Source organism: Paracoccus sp. C2R09, from assembly GCF_018860625.1.
In the GTDB taxonomy this organism is placed as follows: Bacteria; Pseudomonadota; Alphaproteobacteria; order Rhodobacterales; family Rhodobacteraceae; genus Paracoccus.
Map to the genome: position 1 here is coordinate 83,419 of NZ_JAHKQB010000029.1, position 17,193 is coordinate 100,611.

Genomic DNA, 17,193 nt, shown 5'->3' on the forward strand with positions numbered 1-17,193 from the left:
TGATTCCATCGCCACAATAGGAGGCCGCACGCTCAGGTTGAAGTCCAGCGGGCCTCATGCGTGCGGATGGCCTCGATCCGCTTGGCGGCGGGGGGATGGGACAGGAACCAGGCGGGCGGCGATCCGCGACGGCCGGTCAGCGCGTCCAGCTTGTGGAACAACGAGACCTGCGGTTCGACGCCCAGTCCGGCCTTGATCATCAGCGCGCTGGCAAAGCGGTCGGCCTCGAATTCGTCCTGCCGCGACAGGCGGGCGGCGACGGCGGTGGCCACGATATTGGCGATCCAGGCCCCGACACCCGGCAGGATACGCCCCAGCACGCCCGCCAGCGCCATGCGGATCGCGTTCTGGCCCGCGAAATCGATCAGCCGCCGCCGCGAATGGCCCAGGCTGACATGGCCCAGCTCGTGGGCCACGACGCTGGCCAGTTCCTCGGGGGTGACCTCGTCCGCGTCCAGCTTGTCCAGGAAACCGCGCGTCAGGAAGATGCGCCCGTCGGGGGCCGCCAGACCGTTCACGGGCGCCACCTCGTAGACATGGGCGCTGATCGGGGGCAGGTCCATCGCCGCGCCCAGCCGTTCCAGCATGGGCGTCAGGCGCGGATGGCGCAGGGGCGTCGCCTTCTGGTTCAATTCCTGCCGCAGGCGCCATGCGGAAAAGAACCACATCGCGGCGACATAGAGGATCAGCAGCAGGATCGGGGTCAGCTTGAGCATGGCACCAAGATGGGGGCACGCGCCACCGGATGGAAGCGTTTCAGCCCAGAACCCGCATGGCCCGCGTCAATCCGTCCAGCGTCATGGGCATCATCCGTTCCTTGAAGATCTGGCCGATCATGCCGATGGATTGCGTGTAGCCCCATTGCCCCTCGGGTACGGGGTTCAGCCAGACATGGTCGGGGAACGTTTCGGTCAGGCGGCGCAGCCAGACCTCTCCGGCCTCGGGGTTCCAGTGTTCGTTCGCCCCGCCCGGCACCGCGATTTCATAGGGGGACATGGACGCATCGCCCACCACGATGCACTTGTAGTCGCGCCCGAAGCGATGAAGCACATCCCAGGTCGGCATCTGTTCGTTCCAGCGGCGGCGATTGTCCGTCCACACGCCCTCATAGAGGCAGTTGTGGAAGTAGAAATGCTGCATGTGCTTGAATTCGGCCCGCGCGGCGCTGAACAGCTCGTCCACGACGCGGATATGGTCGTCCATGCTGCCGCCGACATCCAGGAACAGCAGCACCTTGACCGCGTTGCGACGTTCGGGGCGCGTCTGCACGTCGATATAGCCGTGATCGGCAGTGGCGCGGATCGTGGCGGGCAGGTCCAGTTCGTCTGACGCGCCGTGGCGGGCCCATTGGCGCAACCGCTTCAGCGCGACCTTGATGTTGCGGGTGCCCAGTTCGACATTGTCGTCGAAGTCGCGGAACTCGCGCTTGTCCCAGACCTTGACGGCGCGGCGGTGGCGGCTTTCGTCCTGGCCGATCCGCACGCCCTCGGGGTTGTAGCCATAGGCCCCGAAGGGCGAGGTGCCCGCGGTGCCCACCCACTTGTTCCCGCCCTGGTGGCGACCCTGCTGTTCGGCCAGCCTTTCGCGCAGCTTGCGCATCAGTTCGTCAAAGCTGCCCGATCCCTCGATCGCGGCCTTCTCTTCCTCGCTCAGCAGCTTCTCGGCCAGCTTCTCCAGCCATTCGCGGGGCAGGGCGCGTTCATCGACCAGCGCCTCGACCGGGATGTCCTGCAACCCCGCGAAGGTTTCCGCGAAGGCGCGGTCGAAGCGGTCGATATGGCGTTCGTCCTTGACCAGCGCCATGCGCGCGAAGTGATAGAACCCGTCCACGGTCCAGCCCGCGACGCCCGCCTCCATTCCCGCCATCAGGTCCAGCCATTCCCGCAGCGATACCGGCACGCCCTGGCGGCGGAGGCTGTCGAGGAAGGGCAGGAACATCAGATCGCCCTGTCGATGAGGACGGTGGCCAGCACGCCCACAGCTGCCAGCACGATGGCATGGACCGCGGCGTATTGGATGCGGTCGCGGGTGTTTCCGCCCAGCTTGCCCGCACGGCGCCAGCCCAGTGCGGCCCCGATGACGATGGCTGCGATGACGATCATGGCGCGTTCCCCCTGCGATGCCGGTCCTGTCGCAGATACCGCGCGGGTGGCGCGGTCGCAACATGGCGCTGGTCGGTCATCCCCGCAGCATCGCGCGCATCGCGTGCCAGCTGGATTTCGGCGTCCGCTTCTGGGTCGCGTAATCGACATGGACCAGCCCGAAGCGGGGGCCGTATCCCCAGCCCCATTCGTAATTGTCCAGCAGCGACCAGTAGAAGAACCCCCGCAGGTTCACGCCCTGATCCATCGCCGCCCGGGCCGCGCGCATGTGATCGCCGATGAAGGCCACGCGGGTCGGATCCTGCGTCACGTCCGGGCCGGCGGCCTCGGCCATGCCGTTCTCGGTCACGAAGACGGGCAGGTCGCCCACATGGTCGCGCTGCAATCGGGTCAGGAACTCGGTCAGGCCCTCGGGCCGGATCTCCCAGCCCATCTGCGTCTTGGGCAGCGGTCCGGTCACATCGGCCGCGGCAGGCCAGAGGCCGCCACCCGGCGCGTGCAGCTTGCGGGTATAGTAGTTCACTCCCAGCCAGTCGATCGGCTGGGCGATGGTGTCCATGTCGCCTTCCCACCCGGCAGGCATGTGGGGGCGCAGACCTTCCAGCGCGGCCTCGGGATAACCCTGACCCATCAGCGCACGGATGAACCACTGGTTGTAGATCGCGTCCTGCACCTCGGCGGTGCGGGCGGCGGCGGGGCTGTCGTCGGCGGGATGCGCGGTCTCGAAGTTCAGCACGATCCCGAGGTTCTTCGCCCCTTCCGCACGCAGCGCGGTCATGGCCTGACCATGGGCCAGCAGGACGTGATGCATGGCATGACCCGCCGCGCGGATGTCACGCAGCCCCGGCGCGTGATGGCCCAGGAAATGCGACAGCCAGGCGATGCACCAGGGCTCGTTCAGGGTGGCCGCGCCGGCGATCCGGTCGCCCAGCCGCGCATTCACCGCCACGCAGTAATCGGCAAAGCGGGCCGCCACGTCGCGGTTCTGCCAGCCGCCCTTGATCGCCAGGGCCGCGGGCAGTTCCCAGTGGTAATAGGTCAGATGCGGCTGCAGCCCGCGTTCCAGCATCCCGTCGACCAGCCGGTCGTAGAAATCCATCCCCTCGGGGTTCACCGTGACGCCGTCGGGCATGACGCGCGCCCAGCTGGTCGAGAAGCGATAGGCATCCATGCCCGCATCGCTGATCAGGTCCAGATCCTCGGGCCAGCGGTTGTAATGGTCGCAGGCGATGCTGCCATCGCTGTCGTCCATGATGTTGCCCGGCGTCGCGGCGAAGCTGTCCCAATGCGACGGCCCGGCATTCCCATGGGCCGAACCCTCGATCTGATAGGCCGAGGTGGCGGCACCGAAGACGAAATCGGCGGGAAAGTCGGAACGGGGTGGCAGCATGACGCTCTCCTTGATTGCGCCGGGATGCTGGCATGCTGCCACGCCATTTGAAAGGGGCGTCAGCTGCGGATCTGACGCCAGATGAAGGCCAGCACGAAGCAGCCCGTCAGGATCACGATGATCGTGGGCGCAGGCGCGCTGTCCAGCCAGAAGCTGGCCCAGACGCCCGCCAGCGATGCGCCGACCGCGATGGCCGTGGCGACGGTCATCATGGCCTGCAGCCTGCGCGTCAGCAGGAAGGCGATGGCCCCCGGCGCGATCAGCAGCCCGATCGACAGGATGATGCCGACCGAAGACAGCATCGCCACCACGGATGCCGCGATCATCGCCAGAAGCCCGTAATGCAGCCAGCCGGTGCGCAGCCCCGACACGCGCGCCTGCACCGGATCGAAGGCCAGCAGCGCGAAGTCGCGCCATTTCAGCAGCAGGATCGCCGTCACCGCGCCCGCGATGGGGACGGCCTGCGCGAAGTCCTGCGGCCCGATGCCCAGGATGTTGCCGAACAGGATGTGATCCAGGTGCACGTTGCTGGGGAACATGACGAACATGATCAGGCCCAGGGCGAACATGCCCGCCATGACGACGCCCAGGGCGGTGTCGGACTTGATGCGGCTGTTGGCGTCCAGCCAGCCCGCGCCGGTCGCGCAGATCATCCCCGCGACGAAGGCCCCCGCCAGCAGCGGCAGCCCCAGGATATAGGCCAGCACGATGCCGGGGAACACGGCATGGCTGATCCCGTCGCCCATCAGCGCCCAGCCCTTGAGGACCAGGAAACAGCTGAGGATCGCCGCGGGGATCGCCACGATGACCGCGATCATGGCCGCATCGGCCATCACGGGAAAGCTGAAGGGAAGGGTCAGCCAGCTCATGCCTCGCCCCCCGATATGGCGGCGCGGGCGCGCCTGCGCGATGCCAGCACGCCATGGGTCGGCGCGAAGGTGAAGGCCAGCAGGAACAGGATCGTCTGCAGGGCCACGATGATCCCGCCCGTCGCCCCGTCGATGAAGAAGCTGACATAGGCTCCGATCCCCGAGGTCACGCTGCCGATCACGACCGAGATCACGATCAGCCGCGGAAAGCGGTCGGTCAGCAGATAGGCCGTGGCCCCCGGCGTCACGACCAGCGCGATCACGAGGAACGCGCCCACGGTCTGCATCGCGGCCACCGTGGATGCCGCCAGCAGGGTGAAGAACAGCGCCTTCAGGCGGGTGGGGTGCAGGCCCACGGTGCGGGCGTGGCTCTCGTCGAAGAAGACGACCATCAGGTCGCGCCATTTCAGCAGCAGAATGGCCAGCGACACCCCCGAGATCAGCATCAGCTGCACCACGTCGCCCGGTGCGATGGCCAGGATGTTGCCCATGGTGATCAGCTGCAGATCCACCGCGACGGGGTTCAGCGACACGATGAACAGCCCGACCCCGAAGAACCCGGTGAAGATCAGCCCGATGATGGCGTCCTGCTTCAGCCCGGTGCGGTTGTTCAGGAAAAGCATGCTCAGCGCGGCCAGTCCGCCCGCAAGAAACGCGCCGATAGAAAAGGGCAGCCCCAGCATGTAGGCGCCCGCGACGCCCGGCACGATGGAATGGGACAGCGCGTCGCCGATCAGGCTCCAGCCCTTGAGCATCAGATAGGCCGACAGGAAGGCGCAGACCCCGCCCACCAGCGCCGAAACCCAGATCGCGGTCGCCATGTAGCCGTATTCGAACGGCGTCAGCAGCAGGTCCAGCATCACGCGCCGCCCCCGGTGCGGTGACGTTCGTCATAGAAGATCAACGGACGTTCGTCATCGGTGAAGACATCGACGGCACGCTGGTCCGGGTCGTCATGCAGATCGCTGCCGCCCAGCATGAAGTGGCGCAGCACCCCGCCGAACGCCTCGCGCAGGTTCTCGGGGGTGAAGGTCGTCGCGGTCGGGCCGGATGCCAGCACCGTGCCCTTCACCAGCACCACGCGGTCGCAATATTCGGGGACCGATCCCAGGTCGTGGGTGGAGACCAGCATCACGCGGCCTTCGTCGCGCATCTGGCGCAGCAGCGCGATGATCGCCTGCTCGGTTTCCACGTCGACGCCGGTGAAGGGTTCGTCCAGCAGGATGACCTGCGCCTCTTGCGCCAGGGCGCGGGCCAGGAAGACGCGCTTCTTCTGGCCGCCCGACAGCTCTCCGATCTGGCGCTGGGCGAAATCGGTCATGCCGACGCGCGCCAGCGCCGATGTCACGGCCTGCCGGTCGGCGGCGCGGGCGCGGCGCAGAAAGCCCATATGGCCGTAGCGGCCCATCATCACCACGTCCTCGACCAGGACCGGAAAACTCCAGTCCACCTCCTCGGATTGCGGGACATAGGCCACGAGGTTCCGCGCCAGCGCCTGGCGCACCTCCAGCCCCATGATCGACACCTGGCCCGAGGCGTGGTGCAGCAGCCCCATCAGTGCCTTGAACAGGGTCGATTTCCCCGCGCCGTTCACGCCCACCAGCGCCGTCACCGATGCGCGCGGCACGGTGAAGGTCGCGTCGTGCAATGCGCGGTGGCCATTGCGATAGGCGACGGTCAGTCCCGTCGCCTCGATGCCGTTGTCGCTCAATTCGAGATCCCTTCGATGATCGTGCGGGATGTCACGCGCAGCAGGTCCAGATAGGTCGGGACCGGCCCCGATGCATCCGACAGGCTGTCGACATAGAGAACGCCGCCATAGGCCGCCCCGGTTTCCTGCGCGATGCGTTTCGCGGGCCGGTCGCTGACCGTGCTTTCGGAAAAGATGACCGGCGCGCCCGTTTCCCGCATGCTGTCGATCAGCGAACGGACCTGCTGGGGCGTGCCCTGGCCGTCGGAATTGATGGGCCACAGGAACAGCTCGTTCAGGCCGAAATCGCGCGCCAGATATGAAAACGCCCCCTCGGACGAGACCAGCCAGCGGCGATCCTCGGGCAGGGCGCGGGCGGCCTCGCGCAGCGGGCCGATCGTATCGGTGATGCGCTGCTTGTAGCTTTGGGCATTGGCGGCATAGGCGTCCGCGTTGTCCGGATCGACGCCCGCCAGGGCAGCCGCGATGTTGTCCACATAGATCAGCGCCGAATCCAGCGCCATCCAGGCATGGGGGTTCGGGCGTCCCTCGTAATCGCCCCCGGTGATCGAGATGGGCTGGACCCCGTCCGACAGCACCGCGACCGGCACGTCGCCCGCACGCGACAGGAACTGCTGGGTCCAGTCGTCCAGGTTCATGCCGTTCACGATGACCAGATCGCTGTCGCTGATGGCGATCACGTCGCGGGGGGTGGGTTCATAGCCGTGGATCTCGGCGCCGGGCGGGGTGATGGAATTGACCTCGGCCAGGTCGCCCGCGACGTTGCGGGCCATGTCGGCCAGGATGGTGAAGCTGGTCGCGACCTTCAGGTCGGCGGCATGGGCCGACAGGGGCGACAGAAGAAGCAGGGCAGTCAGGGTGCGAAGCATTATGGACCTCCTGCGCCGGACCTTCTGCGAATCGTTCTCAACTGTCAACAGTTGAGAACCAGTTGCAACTGAGGCCGATCCGCGTCATGCTGCATTCATGAGCAAGGGTTCCGAAAAGATCGCGCGCGCCGCCGCGCTGGAGGATGCGCTGAGGGGGGCGGGCGTGCGCGTCACGCGCCAGCGGGCGGCGCTGCTGGACGTCATCGCCTCGGCCGAGGATCACCCCGACGCGGCCGAGCTGCATGCCCGTGCGGTCGCCGCGGGGGCAGGGGTGTCGCTGGCCACCGTCTATCGCACGCTGACGACGCTGCAGACCCAGGGCGTGATCGAGAAGTTGGAATTCCAGGGCGAACCCGCCCGGTGGGAGGCTGCCGATCAGTCCCATCACGACCACATGATCGACGTGGACAGCGGCGAGGTGATGGAGTTCCACAACGAGCGCATCGAGCGCCTGCAGGCCGAGATCGCGGCCGAGATGGGATACGAGATCGTGCATCACAGGCTGGAGCTCTATGTCCGGCGGCGTTGAGATGCAGGTCTTCGACAAGATCATCTCGGATCGCGGATCGAAATACGCGGTCGCGGGCGGGCCGGTGACGGACAAGGCGGGCGTCGAGGCACTGCTGGCCGAACTGAAGCGGACCAAGCGGTTCCAGAAGGCCACCCATCACAGCTGGGCCGCGATCCTGTCGGGGGAACCGGCCAAGGACGATGACGGCGAAGGCGGGGCGGGGATGCTGATCCTGCAGATGCTGGAACGCGCCGGGCTGACCGATCATGTCGTGATCGTCACGCGCTGGTATGGCGGCAAGCATCTGGGCGGCGACAGGTTCCGGCATGTCGCGGATGCCGTGCGCCACTACCTGGCGCAGACGGGGTTGGGCGAGGGCTGAACGCCCCCGCCCGAAACGCGCTTACGGCTTGAACATGATCTTGCCGTTGCGGCCCGCGGTCAGGCTGGCCTTCGCGGCCTCGCGCGGGTTCTCCAACGCGAAGTTCCCCCCCGAGGTCAGGACCAGCTTGCCCTTCAGGACCAGCCCGATCAGTTCGCCGAACATGCGCTGGCGATCCTCGGCCGGGGTTTCGCGCATGACGATCGCGCCCCAGAAGCCCTTCACCGTGATATGCTTGAAGATCAGCTGACCCGAGGACAGCGGCAGGGTCGGTTCGGCCATCGCGCCGAAGGTGACCAGCAGACCTTCATGGCCCAGCAGTTCCACCAGATCGCCCGCGACCTGACCGCCGACGCTGTCGATGGCCGCGCGTGCGCCGCCCTCGCCCAGGATCGCCTTGGCCTTGCCGATCCAGTCCGGATCGTCGGTCGAGACGACGTTCTCCATGCCCGCCTCGGTCAGCTCCTGCACCGCGGCCTCGCGGCGCACGAGGTTCAGCAGCTTGACGCCGCGTTCGCGTGCCAGCACGTCCATGATGCGACCGACCGCGCCGTTGGCGGCGGTCTGGACGACCCAGTCGCCCGGCTTCACGTTCAGGAATTCCAGCAGGGTGATGCTGCTGAAGGGCATGGCGATCAGCTGGGCGGCGGCCTCGTCCGACATGTCGTCGGGGACGGGGATCACGGCATCGGCACGGCCGATCACGTATTCGGCCCATGCGCCCGGAATGCCCGCGGCGGCGACGCGGCGGCCCTTCAGGGCGGGATCGACCTCGGGGCCGACCTCCTCGATGATGCCCACGGCCTCGCTGCCGGCGGTGGCGGGCAGCTGCGGCTTGGTGCCGTAGGTGCCGCGGATGGTCCACAGGTCGTGATTGTGGATCGGTGCCATGATCACCTTGATCAGAACCTCGCCGGCCTTGGGCGCGGGGCGGTCGATCTCGACCTGCTGCAGGACGTCCTCGGGTTCGCCGAAGCTGTCGTGGCCTACGCTGCGCATCATGTATCCTTTCCGTTCACTTCATCCCCGTTCGGGGCATCATCGGAACATAGGAAGCTGCCCGTTCCCCCGCCAGTTCCGTCCGGGTGAACACAGAATCCCGCCGGGGCGGTCAATTGGCTGCGTCCGGTCATTGACGGTCGGCCCGCGATGGGCCATGCCCGCGCCATGCTGCGCATTGATGACATCTCCTATTCCATCCAGGGCCGCCCGTTGTTCGAGCAGGCCTCCGCCACCATTCCCGAAGGCCACAAGGTCGGCCTTGTCGGTCCCAACGGGGCGGGCAAGACCACGCTGTTCAAGCTGATCCGGGGCGAGCTGTCGCTGGACGGGGGCGAATTGTCGCTGCCGTCGCGCGCGCGCATCGGGGGCGTGGCGCAGGAAAGCGCCGCGACCGACATTTCGGTCCTGGAAACGGTGCTGGCCGCCGACAAGGAACGCGCCGCCCTGATGGCCGAGGCCGACGAGGCCACCGATCCCGCCCGCATCGCCGAGGTGCAGACCCGTCTGGCCGATATCGACGCATGGTCCGCCGAGGCGCGGGCGGCCACGATCCTCGACGGGCTGGGCTTCTCGACCGCGGATCAGGCGCGGCCCACCAGCGATTTCAGCGGCGGCTGGCGGATGCGGGTGGCGCTGGCGGGCGTGCTGTTCGCCCAGCCCGACCTGCTGCTGCTGGACGAACCGACCAACTATCTGGACCTGGAAGGGGCGCTGTGGCTGGAAAGCTACCTGGCGCGATACCCGCATACGGTCATCATCATCAGCCACGACCGCGGCCTGCTGAACCGCGCCGTGGGGCATATCCTGCATCTCGAGGCGAAGAAGCTCACGCTCTATACCGGCGGCTATGACAGCTTCACCAGGATGCGTGCCGAAAAGCGGGCGTTGATGGCCGCCGAGGCCAAGAAGCAGGCCGACCGCCGCGCGCATCTGCAAAGCTTCGTGGACCGCTTCGGCGCGACCGCCAGCAAGGCGCGGCAGGCGCAGGCCCGCGTCAAGATGCTGGCCAAGATGGAGCCGATCACCGCCCCCGAAGAGGCCAAGTTCCACCGCTTCACCTTCCCCCAGCCCGAGGAACTGTCCCCGCCCATCGTCGCGATGGAGGGCGTGTCCGTCGGCTATGGCGATCGTGCGGTCCTGCGCAAGCTGAACCTGCGCATCGATCAGGACGACCGCATCGCACTGCTGGGCCGGAACGGTCAGGGCAAGTCCACCCTGTCCAAGCTGCTGGCCGAACGGCTGGGCACGATGGCGGGGCAGATCACGCGGTCGAACAAGCTGCGCGTGGGCTATTTCGCGCAGCACCAGGTGGACGAGCTGCATCTGGACGAGACGCCGCTGGATCACATCCGCACCCTGCGCCCGAACGAGGGTCAGGCCAAGCAGCGCGCGCGCCTTGCGGGCTTCGGCCTGATGGAGGCGCAGGCCGAGACGAAGGTCGGTCAGCTGTCGGGTGGCCAGAAGGCCCGCCTGTCGCTGCTGATCGCGACCATCGACGCGCCGCATCTTCTGATCCTGGACGAACCGACCAACCACCTGGACATCGAATCCCGCGAAGCCCTGTCCGAGGCGCTGAACGACTATACCGGGGCCGTGGTCCTGGTCAGCCACGACATGCATCTTCTGGGGCTGGTGGCCGAACGGCTGTGGCTGGTCAAGGACGGCGATGTCGGCCCCTACGAGGGCGATCTGGACGATTACCGCCGCTTCCTGCTGACGGGCACCAGCGCCGCCCCCGTCAAGGAGGCCCCGAAGCCCGCCCCCAGGCGCGCCCCGCGCGACGAGCTGCTGACCCTGCGGGCCGAGGTCCGCAAGGCCGAGGAGCGGGTCGAGAAGCTGACCGACATGCTGGCCAAGCTGGACGTGAAGCTGGCCGATCCGGGGCTGTACAACGACCCCTACGAGGCCGAGAAATGGGGCAAGAAGCATGTCGAGGCGCGTCAGGCGATGAAGCGTGCCGAGGCGCTGTGGATGCAGGCCCTGGAAAAGCTGGAAAAGGCCGAGGCCTGACCTGTTGCGAAAATGCGCCGCCGGGCATCTTCACGGCGGCGCGACGGTTGTGTTGATGCCATGCTGCGCCCTAGATGGACGAAACGCCCTCGCACCCTTCCTCGCATCCCCGGATTCGCCCCATGAAATACGCACTCGCATTCGCATTGATCGCCGCCACCCCTGCAGTCGCGCAGGATTTCGGCATGGCCGGTCGCAGCTACTCGGTCGATCTGGGCATCGGGGCGGCGGTCGGTCCGGAATATCCCGGATCGGACGAGGGCGAGGTTTCGCCCTGGATCATCTGGCGCAATTCGGGCTTCGGCAATTCGGTGGGCGGCTCGGCGCAGGGCCTGTCCTTCGCACCGTCCTTCGGGACCGTGGGCGACCGTGACACCGGCGATTATCCCGAACTGAGCGGCCTGGACGATATCGACCGTGCCTATGAACTGGGCCTGCGCGTCAGCTACGGCATGGGTCCGGTCACGGCCTTCGGCAGCCTGCGCCGCGGCTTTGACGGCCACGAGGGGCTGACCGGCGAGATCGGTGCGAAATATCGCACCCAGCTGACCGAGCGGCTGACGCTGTGGTCGGGCGCCGAGCTGGTCTACGGCGACGACGAATTCAACAACACCTATTTCGGCGTGACCGCCGCCGAGAGCGCCGCCAGCGGCCTGGACGAGACCCAGCCCGGCGGTGGCCTGAACGAGGCCGCGCTGACCTTCGAAGCGAAATACGCCATGACCGAGACGACCTCGCTTCTGGGCGAGATCCGTTATGGCAAGCTGATCGGCGACGCGGCGGATTCCCCCGTCGTGCAAGAGGAATACCAGCCCTCGCTGCGCCTGGGCGTGACGCGCCGCTTCACCTTCGGCTTCTAAGACCGGAGCGAACGGGGCCGGTATCGGGCGGCCCGGGACATCGAAACATGGCTGCGGGATCTCCGCGGCCATTTTTTTTGCGTATTGCCAGAATGATTGCGCAGCGCGGCGGCAACCGTTGCCGTCCTGCCGGTATCTTGCCCGGGGGGAAGAAAATCCTGTCGCGCGCAAACTGGAACTTAATCCTTTGTGCTACAACCTCGGGGTGATTGGACCGCTTTTCCCCGGCGGTCCATGATGCCCAATTCCGAGGATTGAACCGGCATGTGCACGATCTGCGAGAGTTTCCGCCCCACCGACCCCGAATGCCCTTACGGCGGGATCGCGGCACCGCTGCGCGCGGAATGGGCCGAGAATGGCGATGCCGCGGGGGGATCGGGGACGACCGCACGCATGGATGTGGGCGATACCTTCACCGGCACGATCGGCAGATCCGGCGATCACGACTGGATCGCGATCGACCTTGCGGCGGGCAGCACCTACCGGATCGGGATGGAGGGCCTGTCGCTGCCGGATCCCTATCTCTATCTGCGCGATGCCTCGGGCAAGCTGGTCGCATCGAACGACGATGCCGACGGTCTGGACAGCCAGATCACCTATACCGCCACGCGCGGCGGGCGGTTCTATATCGATGCCGCCGCCTATTCGACGCATACGGGCAGCTATCGGATCAGCCTGGACGGCGTCGATCCCGGCGGTTCGGGCACGATCGAGGATCTTGCGCGATATCTGACGGACGGGTTCTGGAACGACCGATACGAGGATGCGCGGGCCTTCGTGCAGGATGTCATCTCGGTCGACCTGACGGCGCTGACACAGGCGGGGCGCGCGCTGGCGCGTGGCGCGCTGGAGGCATGGGCCGCGGTCGCCGATCTGCGCTTCGTCGAGAAGCCCGGCAATGCCGACATCACCTTCGACGATGCGGATTCCGGGGCCTATGCTTATTCGGTCGTGTCGGGCGGGCGGATCCTGTCATCCTATATCAACGTGTCGACCTGGTGGCTGGACAGCTATGGCACGCAGATCGGCAGCTACGGCTTCCAGACCTATATCCACGAGGTCGGGCATGCCCTGGGATTGGGGCATCAGGGCAATTACAACGGCAGCGGAACCTTCGCATCGGATGCGGTCTTTGCGATGGACAGCTGGCAGGCCTCGATCATGTCCTATTTCCCGCAATCCGAAAATCCGAACATTGCTGCGGATTACGCCTATGTCGCGACGCCCATGGCGGCGGACGTGATCGCCATCCGGGACATCTATGACACGGCCGGCAGCGAGAGCCTGACCGCGGGGGCCACAGTCTATGGCCGGGGTCACAACCTGGGCGACAGCTGGCTGGGGCAGATCTTCGATGCGCAGATGGGGGCGGGCGGCGTCGCGGATGCGTGGGGCGTCGCGATGACCATCAGCGATGTGGGGGGCTGGGATCGGCTGGATCTGGGCCATGACGGGCATGATCAGCAGATCGACATGCGGATGGGCGGGGTCTCGGACGTGTTCGGGATGCGCGGCAACCTTCAGATCGCCGCGGGAACCCTGATCGAGGCGTTGTTCGCCGGCAACGGGGACGACCGCATCGTCGGGAATGCGGGCCGGAACAATATTCGCGGGGGCGATGGCGACGACCGGATCTTCGGCAATGGCGGCAACGATACGCTGAGCGGAAACAATGGGAACGACCTGCTCCGCAGCATGGCCGGGAACAACCGGATGGCGGGCGGAAACGGACAAGATACGCTTGAGGCGGGCGATGGCCGGGATTGGCTGTCCGGCGGGAACGGCAACGATACGATCATCGGCGGTTCGGGGGCCGATACGCTGCTGGGCAATGGCGGCGCCGACCGGCTGGAGGGGCGGATCGGGCGCGATCTGCTGCGCGGCGGCTTCGGCAACGACCTGATCTTCGCGGGCCTGGGCAATGACAGCCTGCATGGCGACAATGGCAATGACCGGATGCAGGGCGGCAATGGCAACGATCTGCTGCGCGGCAATCTGGGCGCGGATCTGCTGCAGGGCGGGGCGGGGGCCGACACGCTGGATGGCGGCTACGGCGCGGACATCCTGTGGGGTGGCGCAGGGAGCGACGTGTTCCGGTTCTCGTTCGCCGGGCAGAGCCCGCTTGGCGGGGCCGACCTGATCCGCGATTTCGGGCGGGGCGACGATGTGATCGACCTGGGCGCGACCGGCATCGACGGCTTCGATCAGCTGACCATTGCCCGAGCCGGTTCCGAAACCCGGATCACGGCGGATATGGACGGGGATGGCAATGTGGACATGGTGATCCGGCTGTCGGGAATTCACGCGCTGCAGGACGACAGCTTCATCTTTTGACGCGGATCAGGCGCGGGGGCTGGCCTCGATCTCGTCGTCCAGGGCCCGCATCTTCGGAAAAAGCGGCGTCGCCTCGCAGTCGATCTCTCGCGCGGCGGCCAGCAGCTTCTCGCGGACCTCGCAGGATTGGACCCAGCCGGTATTGGGATCCAGGCTGGGCACGAGGAACAGCACATGCTGCCCGAATGCGTCGTGATCCGACACCATGACGCCGCGGCTTTCGGGTTCGTGGATGTCCATGTCGTCCAGGATGCGGTGATACTCGTCGCGAAGCGGGCCGATATCGGCGCGATGATCCAGGCGCAGGATCACCTCGAACAGGGTCAGGTGTTCCTGCATCGTCCAGTTCTCGAACGGTTCGGCCACGAAATCCACGACCGGCACGACAAGCCGCTTGCCGGTCCAGACACGCAACTGCACGAAGGTGAAGTTCACCCTCTCGACCGAGCAGACATAGCCCTGGTACAGGATCTTGTCCCCGATCCGCGCCGATTGGTTCAGCGAGATCTGCAGCGATGCCATGATGTTCGACAGGATGTTGCGCGCCGCAAAGGCCGCGATCAGCGTCAGCGTCCCGGCCGAGGCCAGCAGCGACAGCCCGAGGGATTGGACCACGCTTGCCTCGTTCAGGACGATCGCCGTGCCGATCACGGCGATGACGACCAGCATGAAGCGCCGCAGGGCCGAAACCTTGGTCGCGACCGAACGGCGGCGTTCCTGCCCTTCGCCGATGGCATTCAGTTCGGCCCCGTCGAAGGACACCAGCCGGGCGACCAGCGCATCGGCCACGTTGACGACCAGCCACAGCATCGAGACGACGATGCCGATGATGGTCAGGGGCGACAGGATGGTGTCGATCCGCCCCGAAAAGATGAACACCCGGTTCGTCAGCGTGCTGAGGACCAGCGTCATCACCAGAAGCACGATCGGCCCGCGCACGGCCACCAGGATCGAATCCGGCGCAAGACGACGGTTGCGGTTGTATCCGCGCGACAGCAGCTTCTGGGTGATCCAGCCCGCCAGCAGGGTCGCCGCCAGCCCGATGGGCAGGGCCAGCACCTCCCACCATTGCAGGCCCCAGAATGCGGGGCTGCGCAGTGCCGGGGGCAGGGCCATCTCCAGCCGCGAGGGGCCGAATGCCGCCCCGAGCGCGGGCAGATCGTCCACGGTCTGGCGTGAGACGACCCAGACCGGATCGCCATCGGCGGGCTTGACCCGGTTGATGCGGATGGGGGTCGGGCGTTCGCCCAGTTCGACATACCACAGAAGGATGGATTTCCGCGCCATGCCCGCCATCGGGGATTCGGGCGACAGGCGGCTGTCCAACCCGTCGGGGCGATCGGGCAGGTCGTACCAGTCCACGACGATCTTGCGCTGCAGCAGATGCATGAAATCCAGCGCGCGGGCGCGACCTTCGGACGGCTGGTCGGCAGGGTCGATCCCCGACAGATCCAGCGCATGTGCGGCAGCGTCCCAGTTCCCGCGCGAGGCCTGCGCGAGAAAGCTCTCGAGGCTGGATCGCGGGGTCTGCAGATCCATCGCCTGATCATCGGGGGCAAGACCCTCGTTCAGGGTCTCGATCTCGTACCAGGGGGTCTGCTCTTGCGCCTGTGCGGGCAGGGCGGCAAGGATCAGGACCGCAAGGCAGGCCGACAGAAGGGTGCGCAGGATGGACATCACAGGATGAACCGCCCGGCGGGCGGGCGGTTCCCTGCGGGCGGGATCAGACCTCGACCGGCGGGTTGGTGCCTTCGGGGATGGGGCAGGCATAGGGGAAGTCCGCCAGGTGTTCCCGGTGCGCCGCCTTGGCACGCGCGATCAGGTCGGGATCGATCAGCGCCGCGCGGGCGGTCGATGCCATCACCTTGGCCGCGTGCAGCATGCCCTTGTGTGCGGCGGGCGCCTTGCCCTGCGCGGTCTGCTGCCAGCTGTGCAGCGCGGTCCCGATGGCGCAGGTCGCCACACGCGCCTGCACGGTGGGCACGGCCCAGCTGACATCGCCCACATCGGTCGATCCGATGCCGCCCATGAAGGGACGATCCAGCGGCGCGATGAAGTCGCACATGGTCTTGTCGTAATCGGGCTTCATCGCCAGGCGCTGGAAGGTGTCGGCGATGTCGTCGCGCGTCAGGGTGCTGCGGATCCGCGACCCGAATTCCTCATCGGCCTCGTCGAAGGGGACGGGGCCCAGGGCCTCGAACTCGGCCTGCATGGCCTCGGACAGGGGGCGGTTCTCGGTCAGGTTCGACACGGCCGAGAAGACCTTCGACGTGACCGTCGTGCCCGACATCAGCGCGGCACCATCCGCGATGTTACGGACGCGTTCGACCAGCGACTGAAGCCCTGCCAGATCGGGGCTGCGGATCAGCTGGCGCACGGTCGCCTTGGACTGCACCACGTTCGGGGCGATCCCGCCCGCGTCCAGATAGGCGTAATGCACCCGCGCGGCATCGGGCATGTGTTCGCGCATGTAGTTGACGCCGATATTCATCAGCTCGACCGAATCCAGCGCAGAGCGTCCCAGTTCAGGGGCGCCCGCGGCATGGGCGGCCTTGCCGTGGAAGGTGAAGTCGATCCGGGTATTGGCCAGCGACCGCATGTCATCGACCGCGTTGAAGCTGGCCGGGTGCCAGGTGATCGCGATGTCCACGTCGTCGAACTGGCCGTCGCGCACCATGTAGGTCTTGGCGGCGCCGCCTTCCTCGGCCGGGCAGCCGAAATAGCGGACGCGCCCGGGCAGGCCCTCGGCCGCAAGCCAGTCCTTGACCGCGGTGGCCGCCGACAGCGCGGCCGAACCCAGCAGGTTGTGCCCGCAGCCGTGACCGAAGCCGTGATCCGCGATCTGCCTGGGCTCTGCCAGGCCCGGTTCCTGCGACAGCCCCGGCAGGGCGTCGTATTCGCCCAGGATCGCGATGACCGGTCCGCCTTCGCCCGCCTCGCCCATGACGGCGGTCGGGATGCCCGCGACGTTGCGGGTCACGCGAAAGCCCTGCGCCTCGAGCATCTCGGTATGGGCGGCGCAGGATTTCTTCTCGGTATAGGCCAGTTCGGGCGTGTCGAAGACCCTGTCGGCAAGGCCGGTGAATTCCGGCCCCTTGGCATCGACATGGGACCAGACGGGGTTGTCGTTTCGCATCTTCTTCTCCGTTGTTT

General features: G+C 66.8%; 16 protein-coding genes. 5 read left to right on the forward strand and 11 right to left on the reverse strand.

Features of this window, described 5'->3' with window-relative positions; all coding sequences use genetic code 11:
• Positions 1-32 precede the first annotated feature (32 nt).
• The 8 genes from KO490_RS12245 to KO490_RS12280 all read right to left on the reverse strand — a co-directional run bounded on the left by KO490_RS12245 (position 33) and on the right by KO490_RS12280 (position 6,941).
• Positions 33-716 (reverse strand): M48 family metallopeptidase, encoded by a 684-nt coding sequence (locus KO490_RS12245; RefSeq protein WP_216019711.1) that lies wholly within the window; start codon positions 714-716, stop codon positions 33-35.
• A gap of 40 nt (positions 717-756) precedes the next feature.
• A complete protein-coding gene (locus tag KO490_RS12250) occupies positions 757-1,938 on the reverse strand; it encodes a VWA domain-containing protein (RefSeq protein ID WP_216019712.1) in 1,182 nt (393 codons plus the stop codon).
• Positions 1,938-2,102, reverse strand: coding sequence for a hypothetical protein (locus KO490_RS12255; RefSeq protein ID WP_216019713.1), 165 nt, complete (start codon positions 2,100-2,102; stop codon positions 1,938-1,940). Before KO490_RS12255 ends, KO490_RS12250 begins: the two co-directional genes overlap by 1 nt.
• Positions 2,103-2,178: 76 nt before the next feature.
• Entirely contained in the window at positions 2,179-3,492 is a 1,314-nt protein-coding gene (locus KO490_RS12260) for a GH1 family beta-glucosidase (RefSeq protein ID WP_216019714.1), read from the reverse strand.
• A 59-nt stretch (positions 3,493-3,551) separates the two neighbouring features.
• Complete coding sequence (locus tag KO490_RS12265) at positions 3,552-4,361, reverse strand: metal ABC transporter permease (RefSeq protein ID WP_216019715.1); 810 nt, start codon at positions 4,359-4,361, stop codon at positions 3,552-3,554.
• The gene (locus tag KO490_RS12270) at positions 4,358-5,221 is read right to left on the reverse strand and encodes a metal ABC transporter permease (RefSeq protein WP_216019716.1); all 864 of its coding nucleotides are present in this window, start codon (positions 5,219-5,221) and stop codon (positions 4,358-4,360) included. Before KO490_RS12270 ends, KO490_RS12265 begins: the two co-directional genes overlap by 4 nt.
• On the reverse strand, positions 5,221-6,072 hold the full coding sequence (locus KO490_RS12275) for a manganese/iron ABC transporter ATP-binding protein (RefSeq protein WP_216019717.1): 852 nt from the start codon (positions 6,070-6,072) through the stop codon (positions 5,221-5,223). Before KO490_RS12275 ends, KO490_RS12270 begins: the two co-directional genes overlap by 1 nt.
• Positions 6,069-6,941, reverse strand: coding sequence for a metal ABC transporter substrate-binding protein (locus tag KO490_RS12280; protein ID WP_216019718.1), 873 nt, complete (start codon positions 6,939-6,941; stop codon positions 6,069-6,071). The genes KO490_RS12275 and KO490_RS12280 overlap by 4 nt, the downstream gene beginning before the upstream one ends.
• A 97-nt stretch (positions 6,942-7,038) precedes the next feature.
• On the opposite strand from KO490_RS12280, the gene KO490_RS12285 reads away from it, so the two are divergent.
• Positions 7,039-7,470: a Fur family transcriptional regulator gene (locus KO490_RS12285; protein ID WP_216019719.1), complete on the forward strand. Its 432-nt coding sequence runs from the start codon at positions 7,039-7,041 to the stop codon at positions 7,468-7,470.
• Between the two features lies 1 nt (position 7,471).
• The gene (locus KO490_RS12290) at positions 7,472-7,834 is read left to right on the forward strand and encodes a YigZ family protein (RefSeq protein ID WP_028725824.1); all 363 of its coding nucleotides are present in this window, start codon (positions 7,472-7,474) and stop codon (positions 7,832-7,834) included.
• A gap of 21 nt (positions 7,835-7,855) precedes the next feature.
• On the opposite strand, the gene KO490_RS12295 is transcribed toward KO490_RS12290, so the two are convergent.
• On the reverse strand, positions 7,856-8,836 hold the full coding sequence (locus KO490_RS12295) for a zinc-binding dehydrogenase (RefSeq protein WP_368500157.1): 981 nt from the start codon (positions 8,834-8,836) through the stop codon (positions 7,856-7,858).
• A gap of 165 nt (positions 8,837-9,001) precedes the next feature.
• On the opposite strand from KO490_RS12295, the gene KO490_RS12300 reads away from it, so the two are divergent.
• From KO490_RS12300 to KO490_RS12310, 3 genes are all read left to right on the forward strand, one after another.
• A complete protein-coding gene (locus KO490_RS12300; RefSeq protein ID WP_216019720.1) occupies positions 9,002-10,846 on the forward strand; it encodes an ABC-F family ATP-binding cassette domain-containing protein in 1,845 nt (614 codons plus the stop codon).
• 122 nt (positions 10,847-10,968) lie between these two features.
• A complete protein-coding gene (locus KO490_RS12305; protein WP_216019721.1) occupies positions 10,969-11,706 on the forward strand; it encodes a MipA/OmpV family protein in 738 nt (245 codons plus the stop codon).
• Between the two features lie 264 nt (positions 11,707-11,970).
• Positions 11,971-14,040 carry a M10 family metallopeptidase C-terminal domain-containing protein gene (locus KO490_RS12310; RefSeq protein WP_216019722.1) on the forward strand — a complete coding sequence of 690 codons (2,070 nt, stop codon included), beginning with the start codon at positions 11,971-11,973 and terminating at the stop codon, positions 14,038-14,040.
• A 6-nt stretch (positions 14,041-14,046) separates the two neighbouring features.
• Here the strand turns inward: KO490_RS12310 and KO490_RS12315 are convergent, their stop codons facing one another.
• Complete coding sequence (locus tag KO490_RS12315) at positions 14,047-15,717, reverse strand: mechanosensitive ion channel family protein (protein WP_216019723.1); 1,671 nt, start codon at positions 15,715-15,717, stop codon at positions 14,047-14,049.
• Positions 15,718-15,763: 46 nt separating this feature from the next.
• Positions 15,764-17,176, reverse strand: coding sequence for a M20 family metallopeptidase (locus tag KO490_RS12320; RefSeq protein ID WP_216019724.1), 1,413 nt, complete (start codon positions 17,174-17,176; stop codon positions 15,764-15,766).
• Positions 17,177-17,193: the final 17 nt, after the last annotated feature.